The organism is Pseudomonadota bacterium, assembly GCA_039193195.1.
Lineage (GTDB): Bacteria > Pseudomonadota > Gammaproteobacteria > Steroidobacterales > JBCBZW01 > JBCBZW01.
Genome location: JBCCWS010000005.1, coordinates 158640 through 173952, shown reverse-complemented (window position 1 = coordinate 173952; position 15313 = coordinate 158640). Strand labels below are relative to the sequence as shown.

The following is a 15313-nucleotide window of genomic DNA, read 5'->3' as shown; positions in this document are numbered from 1 at the left end:
CTGAAGCTACCGCAGTGTTGAGAACCACCCTATTAGCCGCAGCGATCGCATCCATCTTGGTCACTACTGGCCTCGCCCACCTGCGAGGTGAAGCGGCTCAAGCCAACGATCGCCTCGAATCGCTGGCGCGCGCTCTCGACGCCCAACGCTATGCGATTCGAGAGATGGAGCACCATCTCGCGCAGGAAATCGAAGCGCGCCGACAGCTTGCGAATGCGTTGCGGCCGCTGGCCGAGCACACGGCGCCGCAAGCCCCGACGGAGCTGAGCACCGTCGCAGCGCGCAATGTCCCGCCGCGCGCGCAGACCGCGCCCTTGGCGGCTGCTGAGGCGGAGCAAATTCATGACTCGCTGGCGCAGATCTCAGCGGACCGCGCCATGCAGACCTGGCAACGACGCCGGGAGGCCTTCCTCGCCTCGCCGGCGGGATTCCGTCTGGAAGTGCTCAATCCCCTGCGCGCCGAGCTGGGCGATGAGATGTACGAGCGTTACCTAGGCTCCCTCGGGCGTAGCACCTCGGTACTCGTAGGCTCCGTCGGCGAAGGTAGCGACGCCGTCGCGGCCGGGCTTCAGGGAGGTGATCGAGTCACCCACTACGACGGTCAACGCGTGTTCCACCTCCACGAGCTCCGCGCCCTCAGCGTGCAAGGTGAGCGCGGGGAGTACATCCATGTGCAGGTGTTGCGCGAGGGCGAACTCGTCTACCTCCTCCTCCCCCGCGGACCGCTCGGCACCTCGCCCGTCAACACCTTAGGCTGAGAGAGCCTCAGTAGCGCAGCTGCACCCGCAGCTGCAGCTGCGATTCATTGCGCTGCCTCGCCAGACCGGTAAACGCCCAACCTGGGCGTTCGGTACGGATGCGCAGCCATTCTGCTGCCAGATGCGTGTGCGGCGTGAAGGACCAGCGATAGGCCAGCGTGAGGCCATGCCCGCGCTCGTTGTTGTCATCCTCCATTAGGGCGTCTCGGTCGACCACCCGAAAGCGTTCGATACGCGCCGTCAGCGTTTGCTGCGCAGTGACGCGTGAAAGTTGGATGTACTGGCTCGCGAACTTCGCGTCGACCGCACGGCGTTGCCCGTCAATGCGTGATCCCATCCGAGTGGAGCCACGCAACCATTGGGCCAAGAGCTCAAACTTACCCAGTAGGCGCTGCCGTACGCCCACATGATGTAGCCGCGTGCGCCACCCGTACTGACCGCGCTCGATCGCCTCAGGTTGGGCGCGATTGTCAAAGTAGCCTGCGCGCCAAAGGGACGCGCCGCGCTTGTAGTCCGCCGCGAGGGAGACGCCCGGGCGCCCGTCCACTTCGCGGAACGGTGCGTGGTAAGGGGCCTGGCGATCGAATCTCTCCCCCGGTTGAGTGAGGGGCAGCGGCGCTAGGGGAAGGCGATCGAACAGGGTGGATTGACGGTCGTGGATCGACCAACCTCGCCAGGCGATCAAGGCCCCGGTCGGATCATTGTTGACGAAGACAGATGGCGCGAGCGAGACCACACCCTCGCCGCCCAGTGCGCTGACGCGCGTACTCAACTGCCACTCGGCGCCGACGGTGCGCAGCTCCTCCCCCACCCCGGCGCCGATCGCCGAGGGGTTGAGGGAGTACTTGCTGCTCCAGCCGACCTGCGAGTGCTCCAGGGAGATGCGGGGGTAGAACGCGCCGACCGTGAGCCGATGGCGTACGCGGCTTCGGGGCACGGGTCGCCAACGCAAGAACAGCTGGGTTAGGCCCGTCTCGCGCGAGGTGCCATCGTTGCCGAACTCCGCCGCTGCCACCAGGCTCAAGGTGTCGCCAAGCGGTTGGCGCAGCTGGGCGAAGGCGCGGACGGGCAGATCACCGTTGAAGCGGCGCAGCTTGCCCGCGTTGCCATCGGTCCACGCTAGATGACCGGACACGCTCGCCAGGCCCAGATCGAGGCCTAGGGCCAGGCGCTCGGGATCACCCCGCCCTTGCCCGAGCGCCACCCCTGAAAGCCACAGGACAACAAGGCCGACCGCTGCGTAGCGCGCGCTCGGCATCAGTACTCATCGTCGCCCGCAGACCAGGCGCTTTGGCGATGGGGGCGTTTGAGCGCTTTGTCGAGGCGCACTTCGAGTGCTGCTCCACTCGCGATCGTTTTTGTAAGGTACCCCTTCGCGCCACGAAATCTTGGACTCCAAAACGTGACCTCGGCGGGGAACTGCCAATCGCCGTAGGCCAAGGTCGCATGCCCTTGGGCGTCGGTCTTGGCGAAGACCTCCGTATCCAAGACCACGATGTAGGCCAGCATGTCGTCGTGGATGTTGCAACCGATGGTCACGAGGCCCTCGTGTTCGAAGGTCACTGGCGCCAGTGGAGCCCCTTTGTACAGCGGAAGCTTGAACTGGTTCGGGCGCGAAAAGGAGTAAACGTGATGGGCGACGATATCGCTGTTCGGAAAGTGCACCTGCGTTCCGCGCGATACGACGAGAACGTGAGGATCGAAGCGTCGATCTACCTGATCCAGAATGGCCGATCTCGTTTGGGAGGAGTTGCCGGCGGCCGCTGCATGCTGGGCGTAGACCACAACGTCGGACACGGGGTTGCCCTGTCGATCGAGCACGGTCACGCTGAGCGTCCCAGCGCTGGCGAGAAGTGGCCACAACACCAGCAGCAGCCCGCCGATCGGACCGATCTGCAGCTGACCTCTACCACCCATTAGCACCACTCCCTCAGTTTCCCGACCTCCCTATCGACGGGAACGCCCACGCCCTTGAGGTAATCGCCGGCGCGCGTCGCTCGCTAGCACCAAACTGTGAGCTGGGACGTGTCCGGTCAACGCGCCAACTCGCACAGTAGGCGTTGGGAGTCGCCGAGCGCTCGATCGGCTACCCCTTGTGCCCGGCCCAGCCTTGGAACATCCCTCATGCCCTGGCGTCTGAGTTTTCTGCAGAAGCTCCTGCTGTTGACCATCGCTCCTCTGGCGATGGCGCAGACCATCACAATGTTCCTGGTTACGAGCACCGCAGAGCGAGAGGTGCTTGCCGACGCTAAGCGCGATCTTGGCGTGGGTGGCGAAGTGGTCGGACAGTTCCTGCGCTCACGTCAGAGCGATATCTCTCGAACCGTAGAAGTGCTTTCGTCGGACTTCGCCCTGCGAGAGGTGTTGGCCACCGCCGACGCCCCCTCCATACGCTCCGCGCTCGACAACCACGCCCAGCGAATCGGCGCCGACTTCGGGGCCTTCATCGCCTTAGATCAGGGCACGCCCGTCAGCACTCGTGAGGCGCTGATGCCAGTGATCAGCGAAGGCGCTAGCAGACGCGAGCAGACCTCCGTGTCGGTACAGCAGCTAGGCGACACGAGCTTTCAGATTGTCGCTGCGCCCGTACGCGCGCCGACGACAATCGGCCATCTAACCTTCGGGTTTCGCATCGATCAACGCCTGACCGACAAACTGCAGTCGCTGACAGGCGTGAACGTGACCGTGGCGCAAGCGGCAGGCGCTGAATATCGCTCAATTGCAGCGAGCACGATCGATGACATCGTTCCCCGAGCCATCCTACGTATTGCTGCACCGAGCGATACCGCCAGCATGGTCAAGGTCGTTGGCGAGGGGCGCGATCGCACGCTGGTGGCCAGCCTGCCCCTCGTCGCCGGGCAGGCCGACGCTACGCTCTTGCTGTACCAGCAAACGGCACGAGCAATGGCACCCTACCACTCCGCGGAGCGCACGCTGCTGAGCGTGGGATTTGGACTGCTGGGCCTGGTAGCACTCGTTAGCGCGTGGCTCGCATCCACCTTCTCGGGACGCCTTTCGTCGCTCACCACGGCGGCGGAACGGGTCGCCAGAGGCGACTACGAGGCGACGCTGCACGTTCGTTCCGATGACGAACTGGCACGGCTCGCCAGCAGCTTCTCTCGCATGCAGAGCGCCATCGCGGACCGCGAGGCACAGATCCGCCACCACGCCACCCACGACCCGCTCACGGATCTGCCCAACCAACGCGGCCTCCTGGAGGCGATCAACACCTTCACGACCGATCCTTCAGCGGGCTGTGGGCTGCTGTCGGTCACTCTGGCGCGGATGGACAACATCGCGTCCAGTCTCGGCCAAACCCACGCCAATACTCTCCTTTGCAACACGGCCAAGCTGTTGCAAGCCTATGCGCCGGAAGACTCCTTCGTCGCTCACACGGGCACCGATGAGTTCGCGCTCCTACTCCCGGGCGCAGATGTGACGACGGCCACCGCAGTGGCGACGGCGCTAGACCAGCGATTGGGCGCTGGCGTGCCGTTCGAGGCGACGCAGATGCCCATGCATGCGCACATAGGTGTGGCCGCATTTCCCTCGCACGGCGAGGACGCCGACACCCTGCTCCGCAGCGCTTTGGTGGCGCGAGCTGATGCACTGACGTCGAACAAATCGGTGAGCGAGTATCGCTGCGGACGCCAGGATCACTTCACCCGACGCCTGCAGGTGATCAACGACCTGCCGCGAGCACTTGCGCAAGGGGAGATTCAGGTCTACTACCAACCGAAGATCGACCTGCGCAAAGGAGCCCTCGGTGGCGCCGAAGCACTCGCCCGCTGGATCCACCCGACGCTCGGCTTCCTGGCACCCGACGAGTTCATCGGCGCGGCGGAAGAATCAGGCGCAATCGTTCACCTAACGCGCTATATGATCGAGGCGGTGATCGCCGATCTCGCCGAATGGAAACGTCCGTATCCGCACCTTCGCGTGGCGGTCAATCTATCCACTCAAGATGTGACCGAAGGTCTCCCAGAGTTCGTCGCCTCGACCCTGCGTGAACACGGCGTCGATGGCAGCGCCCTAGCGCTCGAAGTCACCGAGAGTTCGGTAATGGAGGACATCACCCTTGCCCGCACCGTGCTGCAAGCATTGCAAGCCTTGTCCGTGCATGTCGCCATCGATGACTTCGGCACTGGGCACTCGTCCCTAGCGCACCTGAAAGCCCTGCCGCTGGATGAGCTGAAGATCGACCAAGCCTTCGTCCGAGAGCTCGCCAGCAATCCACAGGATGAGCTGATCGTCCGAACGACCATCGACCTTGCGCATAGCATGAATCTGCTCGTCGTGGCCGAGGGCGTGGAAGATGAATACAGCGTGAGAACACTAGCCGGCCTCGACTGCGACTACGTCCAAGGCTATTTCTTCAGCAAGCCCGTACCCCGCCAAGACTTCGAACGATGGGCCGATGCCTTCGAACCAATCGATCTGCAGGAGCGGCGGCGAGACGCCCGCCCCTTCTCCACCGCCGGCTGAGGATGCTCCACTCAGCGCACGAGCCTAGTTTGCGGGAAGGTGGCATGCCAACCGAACCAGAACGCTCGATGATAGGGCAAGCGATCGAGCGTCCGTCCGTCTTGCGACAGTAGCTGCTCCTCCTCCACTCGCCAAGCAACACCTGTCGAGTCGGTGGCAATGCGGTCACCATCGTAGGCCACGAACGACACATCCTGCGGGTTGTAGACTCGGTTGGCGCCCGAGTGGTCCGTGAACACGAGGACGTCCTGAAAGCCCACCCGATCCGTGTAGATCGGATGCTGGCGAAGGTACGCCGTGTCGATCGCCAGCTGATCATCGGGCGCACCAGGGAGTCGCAGCGCGAGCACTTCCTGCTTATTCTGCAAGCGATCGTCAGCGAAAGGTGTGTTGAACATCAGCACATCCGTGCCGAAGTATTGTCGGTACGCAGCGCCCTCCGCGTAGTCGCGCCTATGCCCCGTGTCCAGCGACAGCACGCTGGTGTCCGGATGACGGGCCTGCCACGCGCCCCAGGTCGTCGTCACCACCGAGAGGTGCTCCAGCTTGATGCCCTTGCCCACGAGCGGCCCCAGGACCGGCTCGCCCAGGATCGTGTTCCAGAGAGACTGGGTGGCCTGGTCGTACATGAGCTTGTTGGATCGGTACAGGAAGCCGGAAGTCCCCAGGCGATGGCCCGCGGTCTTGTAGGGAATCACCGTGCCGCAGAGCGTGCAGTAGACACCCGCTACGTCCACGCCGCCCACCGTGTCCGTGAACATCTCGTGCCAAGCTAAGATCCGCTTTGGGTAAGCGCGCGCATCGCCGTTGATCTCGATGCCGAACACGATGTTGTCCGCGTCGAGGTAGGTCGCATCCGCCGCCGCCACCATCTGCGGGTCGCGCAGCGGTGGGATCCCATCCTGCACGACGCCGCCCCAGCGGATCTCGTCGAGGCGAATGCGCGCCGTGTCCTGGCGACCGCGGAAGTAGGTGCGAAACTTAGGGTCGATATGCCGGTACAACTCTGCCTTGAAGTCGGCGTAGTCGGCCGTAAGCTCGCCCCCATCCGGCGCGTTCCACCACCATTGGTACCAGCCGTTCATATCGTAGCCGAAGTTCTCGCCAGAGCGTTGCGCCAGGCGCTCGAAAATCACGGCGGCGACGCGGCCATTAGCGAAACGGGCGAGCTCCAGCAGAATCGGCGTGTAGCCTGGGTGCCAAACCTGCTCGAGATCGTCGAGGTAGGCGTGCGTGTCTTGCGGCGTGAAACGCGTGAGCACCTCCAGGTAGGTGCCGACGGCCGATGGGGCGTTCGACTCGCCTTGCGGCGAGGGAGTTGCCGTCGAGATCGCCGCTATGGTCGCCAGCACACCGAGCAGCACGGCCAGCAGGAGACGGTGGGTCATGCGCTTCTCCGCACAGATGGGTATGCGAGGAGCTTGCGGCAAAGTTCTCACGTGCATATCTCGCAGCGTGGGCGGGCGAGAAGCGTCCTCCTAGGCCTAAGTGCGCGCGAGAAAGCCACTCAGGCGCTCGAGCCCCTCGCGCAGAATCTGCTGCCCGTTGGCGTAGCCGAAGCGCAGGTAGCCTTCCATGGCGAGGGCCGACCCGGGCGTAAGCATGACGCCGGTGTCCTCGAGAAGCTCAATGCAGAAGTCACGGGACGACTTGTCCGTATCCACTTTGACTAGCGCCGTGGTGCCGGACGACGGGCGCACCCAGGACAGGCTAGCTTGACCGTCGAGCCAGTCCGCCAGCACGGCCAAATTTCCGCGGGTGATGGCGCGCGAGCGGCCGAGCACCTGGGCGTGGTGCTCCACCGCTAGGGTGGCAAAGTAGTCATCGATCATGCTCACGCTGATCGTGTCGTAGTCGCGGTGAATCATCACCGCCTCAAGCACTTGCGACGGTGCCGTCACCCAACCCAAGCGTAAGCCGGCGAGAGAGAACGCCTTCGACATGCCACCGGTGGAAATCCCCCGCTCGTAGAGGTCGGCCATCGACGCGGTCGCGCCCTCTCCTTCCTGGTCCGTGCCCCGATACACCTCATCGCACAGCACCCAGGCGCCCGCCTTGCGGGCGATGGCTGCGATCTCCTCCAGCATCTCGCGAGGAATCAGCGCACCGGTCGGGTTGTTGGGGTTGGTCAGGGCGATCAGGCGCGCACCTGGGGCGGCTAGCTCGCCCAGGCGATCGAGGTCTGGTAGCCAGCGATCTGCCTCGCGAAGCCATAGGTGGTGGACTTCGGCCCCGAGGCTTGCGGGAATGGAGTAGTGCTGCTGATAGGTGGGAACCACGGCGATCACCCGGTCACCCGCCTCCACCAGGGCTCGGTGCACCAGCATGTTGGCGCCGATCGTGCCGTGAGTGATGACGACGTTGCGCGCCTGCTGGCTGGTGTAGAGCCCGGCGATCGCCTCGCGAAGGCGCTCAGATCCCTCGATGGCGCCGTAGGTCATCTTCATATCGAGCAGAGGGTTGAGCGCCCCCTCGCCCTGCCCCACGAGCTGGAGCAGCTGCCCGATAGTCATGCTCTCGACGCACGTTTCGGCGAGGTTCAACGCGCACTTCGTCTCCCACTCGTTCATCCAGATTTCTACGCCGAAGGGTTCGATGTGCATAGTCGTTTACCGCGCGATGAGGAGGTTGGTCGCTGCACCTATGCTACTGCCTGAGCCTGGACCTGAGAAACGGCCTGACGCACCCTCGCCAGCGCGCTGCAGATCTGCTCGCCCACACATGGGAGTACTTGCGCGCAGGCTACCCAGTCAGTCGCAATTCTGGGATCGCTCGTGTAGCGTCCGGCGACCATGAAGCTCCTGACCATCTCCACCCTGTACCCGAACAACGAGCAGCCCTCGCACGGTGTGTTCGTGGAGAACCGCTTGCGCCACATGCTGACGAGCGGCGAGGTGGAGGCGAGGGTCGTGGCACCGGTTCCGTGGTTCCCGAGCACTCATCCACGCTTCGGTACCTACGCCGCCCACGCCCGGGTCATGGCCGCGGAGACGCGCCACGGAGTGAGGATCACCCACCCGCGCTACGCCTTGCTGCCCAAGGTGGGCATGCACTCAGCGCCCCTATTCATGTATTGGAGCCTCGCCAAGCACGTACGCAAGCTGATGCGAGAGGGGCTCGAGTTCGATCTCATCGACGGGCACTACTTCTACCCCGACGGGGTCGCTATCGCCATGCTGGCAAGGGCCCTGGGCAAGCCCTTCGTGGTGACTGCCCGCGGCACGGACATCTCCTTGATCCCCCGATACACCCTGCCGCGCAGGATGATCCGCTGGACCGCCAACTCGGCGTCGGCCTGCATCACCGTGTGCCAGGCACTCAACGATAGTCTGGTGGAGCTAGGCGTGTCCGCCGATCACGTGCACACCCTGCGCAACGGCGTCGATCTGTCCCAGTTTCAACCGGTCGACGATCGCGATGGCGCGCGGCAGGAACTCGGGGTGGCGGGCAAGGTTCTGCTCACAGTGGGGCACCTGATCGAGCGCAAGGGCAACCACCTGGTGCTCGAGGCCATGCCCGAGCTGCCCGACATGACCCTGCTGCTCGCCGGGGATGGCCCGGAGCGCAGTCGCCTGGAAGCGCAGGCGAGGGCCTTGGGCGTAGCAGACCGAACCCAATTCCTGGGTCGCGTGGCGCACGATGAGCTGCGCAGGCTCTACGCTGCCGCGGACGCGTTGATCCTCGCCTCCTCGCGTGAGGGCTGGGCGAACGTGTTACTAGAAGCGATGGCTTGCGGCACGCCGGTGGCGGCAACCTCCATCTGGGGCACGCCCGAGGTGGTGGCCGAAGCGGCGGCTGGCCGGCTGATTCCCGAACGCAGCGGGGACTCCATCGCGCAGACCGTGCGCGAACTGCTGGCAGATCCCCCCGAGCGAGCACAAACGCGCGCCTACGCTGAGCGATTCTCCTGGGATGACACGACCGCCGGCCAGCTCGACCTGTTCCGCGCTATCCTCGCCGGCGAGAGGACCGCCCGCACCTAGGAGCGGGCGTTAGCCAGCTGAGCGCACCCATGCCCTAGCAGGCTTCACGGCACCGGCAACCGCCGCGAGTACCAGAGCAGCACACCCCCCGCCAACACCAGCACGGTTGCGAGCGACCAACCGATCATGCGATCCCCGCGCAGGCGAGCTTGCGCGTACTCGAAGGACACGAATAGCTCGCCGTCGATCGTCAGCTCCCACGCGTAGTTGCGCTCATCGACCAGGCAGGCGATCGCCCCTTTCGAGGCCAGGAGCTGATCGACCAGCACGCGGCTTCGACCCAAGCGCGCGGAGTAGCGAACGGGCGGAGGCTTCTCATCCAGTACGAACTGAACCCAACGCCCCGAGCGCTCCACGACGCCGAGCTCGCCCCGCACGTAGCGCAGGTCATCGCGCGTGCCGAGCTGGGTGGCGAACATGACGAATACGAGGGGCGCCAAGAGTAGGGAGATCGCGCCTGCCCACTTGGCCTCGCGCCTAAGGCCGCTCCAAACCTGCGCCTGACTCTGCGCCTTCACCTGCTCACCACTCGCTCCGACAGCAGCGATCAGTCTACGCGAAGGAGTGCCGATCAGGGGTCGGGACCTGAGTGCGCCGCAAGTGGTGCCCCGCCTGCGTCTTCCCTGGTGAACGGCCATCCGAGAGCAAACAGCTCGCAACTTGCCAGACGCAGCCTAAACTTGAGCTATTTGCTTGAGGAGTTTCCTATGAACACCTTGGTTCGCGTCGCAAGTCTTCTAGCCTTAGCTACACGCGCCGCAGTCGGCGGCGAACTCGTCGTCTCCGTGGAGGGGTTCAAAGGCCCCGAAGCCGTGCGCTACGACCCCGATCAGGACGTCTACTTCGTCGCCAACTTCAACGGCGACGTGGACGGCGACAGCAACGGTTTCGTCTCCAAGGTTTCCCCGGGCGGTGAGATCCTCGAGCTCGAATTCATGACCGGCACCCAACGGTACCCCTTTCACGCCGGCCGCGGCATGCTCATCACCGGCGCCAGCCTGTGGGTAGCTGATGCGCAAGGTGTCCACGAGTTCGACAGGCGCACGGGCAAGCACCTGAGCTTCGTCTCCCTGGCGGCCTTTGAGCCCGGGTTCCCAAACGACATCGCCGAAGGGGATGACGGCGCCCTCTACGTCACCGATACGGGCACCTCCGTCCTCTACCGAATCATCGACGGCGAGGCGATGATCGCGGCGCAAACCCCGTTTCGCGCCAACGGCATCACCCGTGCCCCACGCGCGGACCGCTTCCTGCTCGCCCCTTGGAGCGGCGCCGATCACCTAGCTGCCTGGCAACCCGGCAGCGAGGGCTTCTCCACGGTGGCTACCTTAAAGGGCGGCGGCAACTTCGATGGCCTGGAAGTGGTGGACGGCAGGATCTACGTCGCGAGCCAGCAGGATGAGAGCCTGCATGTGATCTCCAAGGGAGTGGACAGGATGACCATCGCTCTGGCGGGCAAGCCGGCAGACCTGGGCGTTGACACCAAGCGCAAGCGCTTGATCGTGCCCTACGTCGCGCTGAATCGAATCGACGTCCTCACCATCAATCCTTGAGGGGGTCCACCGGTGTTTGTCGCGTCAGCGATCCAGCTCGCGCTTGAGCCAAGCCTTGGCAAAGCGTCAGTCTCGGTCGATGGTGCTCGTCGACAGGCCCGTCACCTGAGCCATCTCGGCGAAGGTGAGACCCGCGAAGATGTTCAGCTCCACTAGCTCCGCGTGGCGTTCGTCGATCAGGCCCAAGCGCGTGATGGCCGCGTCGAGATCCTGTAGCCGAACGTCCCCATCGGGGGGGGGGGAGATGAGGGCCTCATCGAGCGCGAGTGCCACCTGACCGCCGCCGCGCTTTTGCGCGTTGCGCGCCTCGCCGAAGGTCGAAGGAATACGCCGCATCATGCGCGCAGCGGGGCGACGCGATACGGCGTCCGAGGAGAGGTGACATGAGCGTCTTGCTCCTGGCGAATAATTGAAGATCTCCCCTAGCTAGTGTCCTGAGTTGGAAGTTCGTTGATGAGTTCGCACGCGAGTTTCTGTCCCTGAGCGCGGCGCGACGACGAGCGTGGCAGGTTCCACGGGAGGAGGAGCAACGTGTTCAGGCGCGAAAAGGTGCCGCGAAGCCATCAACGAACTTCTAACTCAGGACACTAGAGAAGCCAGAACGATCGAACAACTTGCCCAAAGTCACCCATGGATCGAAAGAAATTCGCCAATTAAAAGCTTTAGGAAGAATGAGGGCCGTTTACGTGGTTAGGGGGCGCGACGCCAGCGCAGAGGACTGCCCCGATTAGAGCTGCGCCTCTAAAGCTCCAGGCTGGCGCCTTGGGCACTGAGCGAATTGCCAACCGCGACTTCTGGTACCGCTAAATCCCTGTCGTCGGCCCGCGAGCACCTTGTGAACCAGGTCACACCCCGACCGGGGCAAGGGCCCCTAGGATTCACGCTCCGACGGCAGGGGCCATGGCCGACCTCCCGCGATCGTGGCAGCACGCCGCTCATGCACAGCGAGACGAGGGCCACCTGGCCAATGACACGACTCCCCCCGAGCACGACCGCGATGATCGTTGACGACGACCTGATCGACCAGCAGTGGGCGCAGCGAACTCTCGAGAGCTCAGGGCTCATCGACCGGGTGATCTGCTTTCTCTATCCCGACGAAGCGCTGGATTTTCTCCGACGCAAACAGCGCCCGGCGATAGACGTCACCTTCCTCAACCTCAATATGCCCCGCCTAAACGGCATCGACTTCCTCGAGGTAGTTACCCAGGAGCTGGGGGCCGGCTGCCTCGGTAGCGTCACGATACTCGCCACCGCGCTATCGCACGCGGATGCGGCCCGAGCGTTCGCTTGCTCCGTGGTGGAGCACGTCATCACCAAGCCCCTAAGGCCAGAGGATATCGTCCTAGTGTGCGAGCCGGAAACCTGGAGGCAGTCAAACGCTCCTCTGCAACTACCAACTTACCTCAAGGCAAATCGATTAGACTTTCGAATGCACTAGCCTGTTTTCTTTACGACTCGGCGGATGGGGCGATAGGCGAGCACACTGCTGGCTGAGGTAGCGGCGGAGTTCCTCACGCGGCATTGGCTTGGCATAGAAGTATCCCTGGCCGTACTGGCAGCGCATCTCCTTCAAGATCGCCTCGTCTGAAGCTTCCTCGATGCCCTCTGCCACCACGTCGATGCCGATGATCCCGCCCACAGCGACGATCGTCTGCGCAAGCTCCTTGCGCACGCTACGCGAGGCGAGGCCGCGGACGAAGCTCTTGTCGATCTTCAGCAGATCGAAGCGAAAGCGGTCCAGGTACGACAGCGATGAGTACCCCGTGCCAAAGTCATCCAGGGCGATGCGCACGCCGAGAGCACGCAAAGCGGCGAAGCGCTCACGTACGGCGCTTTGGTCCGCCAATAGCATACTCTCGGTCAATTCCATGGTGAGCGCTGAGGGCGGCAGAGCAGCCTCTCGCAGCACTCGATCGAGACGGTCGAGCAGATCGGACTCTAGGAAATGACGTGCGGAGAAGTTCACGCTCACGCGCATCTGCGGCCACTGCTCTCTAGCCACACATACTGTATCGATCGCCTGCCTCAGTACGGCCTCGCCGATCCTGACGATGAGATCCGATTGCTCTGCCACCTCGATGAACTGCCCGGGCGGCACGACCCGGCCCTCGTCGGTCTCCCAACGGGCGAGCGCTTCAAGCGCCACCGGCTGGCCAGTCTCCAGATCGACAATGGGCTGGTAGTAGGCCTTGATTTCATCACTCGCAATCGCCAGCGCTAGATCACGCTGCGTCTCAATGCGCTGGATGACCTCGCGTTGCATCGACTCGGTGAACAGCGCGATCTGGTTCTTACCCCGCGCCTTGGCCTGGTACATCGCCAGATCTGCGTGGCGCAGCACGTCGGAATGCTCATGCCCGGGTGCGGTCACTACCACGCCCACACTGGCGCTAGGCACGAATGACGCGCCGGCGATGTCCAACTGCAAGCAGAGGGTCTCGAGCATTCGCTGCAGGGCTCGCTCCGCGTCCCGGGCGCCGCTAACTTCGGCCAAGATGATGGCGAACTCATCGCCGCCGAGGCGACAGGCGATGTCACCCGGGCGCACGCTGCGCTGGATGCGATCGGCAACGCAGCACAGGAACTCATCGCCAGCCGCGTGACCGTGAAGGTCGTTCACTGACTTGAAATCATCCATGTCAATCAAGGCCACGGCTAGCGGCTCGCGGCTGCGCATGAGCAGGCGGTCTAAGGTCCGCATGAACTGGGCTCGATTGGCGAGGCCGGTGAGGGGGTCGTGGCTCGCTTGGTACTCGATGCGCGACTCTGCTGCACGCCGCTCCGTTACATCTTCGAGGAACGCGGTGACCAGCTCCCGCTCGCCCTGCCTAACCCGTGAGGTCGAGACGTTGCAGGTAAGGCTCACGCCGTCGCGTCGATGCAGGACGATGTCCCCGCTGGTGATGGTCGAGAGCGTCGTGGCTGCGGCTTTGACGCAGAGGAAATCCAGCGGCTTGCCGACAAGTTGCTCGCGACGGTAAGCGAACATTCGCTCGGCCGCTCGGTTGGCGAACACGATGCGATGATCCTGATCGGCCATCAACACCGCCTCCAGGGCGTGCTCAAGGGTCTGCAAGAGCAACACCTGTTCCGCCCGCTCCTCGGTGACATCTCTGCCAACGATCATTGCGCTGCGCCGCGCATCACCCGAAACACGCAGGTCTAGGGTGTGCAACACTCCCTCGAGCTCGATCGCGTGCGTGAGCGAAGTCACCGCACCCTCGCGCGCGCGCTGACTCTTGGGCAACATGCGTGCTAACCAGCTGGGCATCGTAGAAAGGCACGCGCCGATCGAAATTTCTTTCTCCAACGGCGCTAGGCTATCTTTATTAATAGCAAGATCGGTAATGCAGCCATTCTCCATGCGAACCCGAAGGTCCGCGGCCAGGGCCAAGCCTCGATTGAGCTCCTGCTCCAGTCTAGCGAGACGGCGAGTTTCCTCCAGCGTACGCTGGAGGCGCTCACTTAGCGCCAGCTGCTCTCGCGCCTGCACGGCGCGCGCGTGGGTCATGAACAAGAAGTCGAAGGAGGCCTCGTGCGGAGCGAAGTCCGATTCCGCGAGCCCGAGCGACAGCAGACCCTCCACCTCTTCAAACCATGGAGTGACTAGCAGCGCGAGGCGGTCGTGGGCCAGCGGATGCACCTGGCCGCGAAGTCGTGCGCTCGTGTCTTTCAGCGGATACTCAAGCCGCTCGCCCGCCATCTCTCGGATCGCGGCAAAGCTGAGGGCCGGCCCGTCAGCCGGAGGATCGATCAGCTGGACGAGCGACCGACCAATGAGAGGCTCCCCAAACAGCTTCGGCGCAGAGCTGCCGCAGCCCCGCACCACGAGCGCGCTATCCACCTCGAGGTGGAAAGGAAACAGGGTAACGAAGGCGTGCGCTAGCGCGTCGGCGCTCACTCAAACACCTAGAGAGTGAGACGAAAGACGGCCGAGTTTTTCGCTTCGCTCACCTCGACGCACGTGATTGCCACCGCCACGTCGAAGCGCTCCGCGAGCCCGCCGAGTAGCCCTTCGACCATCGGAGCCAACCCCTCCCGCTCGGAGAAGTAGGACACCTCGTAAGTGAAATCACTGAGCTGAGTACAGGTGAACTTCGGCGGCTTCAGCCCCATCATCGAGTTTTTGAGGCGCCCGTGCATGGCGTCCAGGTTCTTCAGAAACTCAGGCAGGGTGGCTCCGGAGAGGGACATCAGCGGACCGTAGCCCTCCTGGCCCGTGAACAGCACCCAGTGCCGACCGAAGCCACGCATAATGTCGTCGGGTGTGGTCTCCAACACCTCGGCAGCTGCCCCGATCAGGCGCACGGAGACGGCGTCGTCATAATCCTGCATGCTAAGGAAATCGTCTTCGGCCCACTCGGCCTTGGCTCGAATGCGCTGCCATACGGCGTCACCGCCGTTGGTAAGGGCGTAGTCGCGGATCCCTTTGTTGACCAATCCGTACATCACCGACTCCCGAGGTTCCTCCCTCGAGAGTCGGCAGTGGTGCTACAAGATTGAGGCTCTATGCCTTGGAGTTGGAACAGTGTCC

General features: G+C 63.8%; 13 protein-coding genes. 5 read left to right on the top strand and 8 right to left on the bottom strand.

The genetic code is table 11. From position 1 onward, the window contains the following. Positions 1–14: 14 nt before the first annotated feature. A complete protein-coding gene (locus AAGA68_07465) occupies positions 15–758 on the top strand; it encodes a PDZ domain-containing protein (protein MEM9384884.1) in 744 nt (247 codons plus the stop codon). A 7-nt stretch (positions 759–765) separates the two neighbouring features. Here the strand turns inward: AAGA68_07465 and AAGA68_07460 are convergent, their stop codons facing one another. Both AAGA68_07460 and AAGA68_07455 read right to left on the bottom strand, forming a co-directional pair. After that, positions 766–2016 carry a hypothetical protein gene (locus tag AAGA68_07460; protein MEM9384883.1) on the bottom strand — a complete coding sequence of 417 codons (1251 nt, stop codon included), beginning with the start codon at positions 2014–2016 and terminating at the stop codon, positions 766–768. Continuing rightward, positions 2016–2675: a methylamine utilization protein gene (locus tag AAGA68_07455; GenBank protein MEM9384882.1), complete on the bottom strand. Its 660-nt coding sequence runs from the start codon at positions 2673–2675 to the stop codon at positions 2016–2018. Before AAGA68_07455 ends, AAGA68_07460 begins: the two co-directional genes overlap by 1 nt. 207 nt (positions 2676–2882) lie before the next feature. Here AAGA68_07455 and AAGA68_07450 point away from each other — a divergent pair, with 207 nt between their 5' ends. Further along, positions 2883–5243, top strand: coding sequence for an EAL domain-containing protein (locus tag AAGA68_07450; GenBank protein ID MEM9384881.1), 2361 nt, complete (start codon positions 2883–2885; stop codon positions 5241–5243). 11 nt (positions 5244–5254) lie between these two features. Here AAGA68_07450 and AAGA68_07445 read toward each other — a convergent pair whose 3' ends face one another. Both AAGA68_07445 and AAGA68_07440 read right to left on the bottom strand, forming a co-directional pair. Further along, positions 5255–6631, bottom strand: a complete 1377-nt coding sequence (locus tag AAGA68_07445; protein MEM9384880.1) for a DUF3179 domain-containing protein — start codon at positions 6629–6631, stop codon at positions 5255–5257. Between the two features lie 96 nt (positions 6632–6727). Next, complete coding sequence (locus AAGA68_07440; protein ID MEM9384879.1) at positions 6728–7846, bottom strand: aminotransferase; 1119 nt, start codon at positions 7844–7846, stop codon at positions 6728–6730. A gap of 189 nt (positions 7847–8035) precedes the next feature. On the opposite strand from AAGA68_07440, the gene AAGA68_07435 reads away from it, so the two are divergent. Further along, the gene (locus AAGA68_07435; protein MEM9384878.1) at positions 8036–9226 is read left to right on the top strand and encodes a glycosyltransferase family 4 protein; all 1191 of its coding nucleotides are present in this window, start codon (positions 8036–8038) and stop codon (positions 9224–9226) included. A 44-nt stretch (positions 9227–9270) separates the two neighbouring features. On the opposite strand, the gene AAGA68_07430 is transcribed toward AAGA68_07435, so the two are convergent. Next, a complete protein-coding gene (locus AAGA68_07430; protein ID MEM9384877.1) occupies positions 9271–9744 on the bottom strand; it encodes a hypothetical protein in 474 nt (157 codons plus the stop codon). Positions 9745–9933: 189 nt separating this feature from the next. Between AAGA68_07430 and AAGA68_07425 the strand changes: the two genes are divergently transcribed. Further along, entirely contained in the window at positions 9934–10779 is an 846-nt protein-coding gene (locus tag AAGA68_07425; protein MEM9384876.1) for a hypothetical protein, read from the top strand. Between the two features lie 66 nt (positions 10780–10845). On the opposite strand, the gene AAGA68_07420 is transcribed toward AAGA68_07425, so the two are convergent. Then, entirely contained in the window at positions 10846–11118 is a 273-nt protein-coding gene (locus AAGA68_07420) for an ECF-type sigma factor (GenBank protein ID MEM9384875.1), read from the bottom strand. 628 nt (positions 11119–11746) lie between these two features. Between AAGA68_07420 and AAGA68_07415 the strand changes: the two genes are divergently transcribed. Next, positions 11747–12217, top strand: coding sequence for a response regulator (locus tag AAGA68_07415; GenBank protein ID MEM9384874.1), 471 nt, complete (start codon positions 11747–11749; stop codon positions 12215–12217). Here the strand turns inward: AAGA68_07415 and AAGA68_07410 are convergent. Next, a complete protein-coding gene (locus AAGA68_07410) occupies positions 12197–14680 on the bottom strand; it encodes an EAL domain-containing protein (protein MEM9384873.1) in 2484 nt (827 codons plus the stop codon). The genes AAGA68_07415 and AAGA68_07410 overlap by 21 nt on opposite strands. 8 nt (positions 14681–14688) lie before the next feature. Then, complete coding sequence (locus AAGA68_07405) at positions 14689–15228, bottom strand: heme NO-binding domain-containing protein (protein MEM9384872.1); 540 nt, start codon at positions 15226–15228, stop codon at positions 14689–14691. Positions 15229–15313 lie beyond the last annotated feature (85 nt).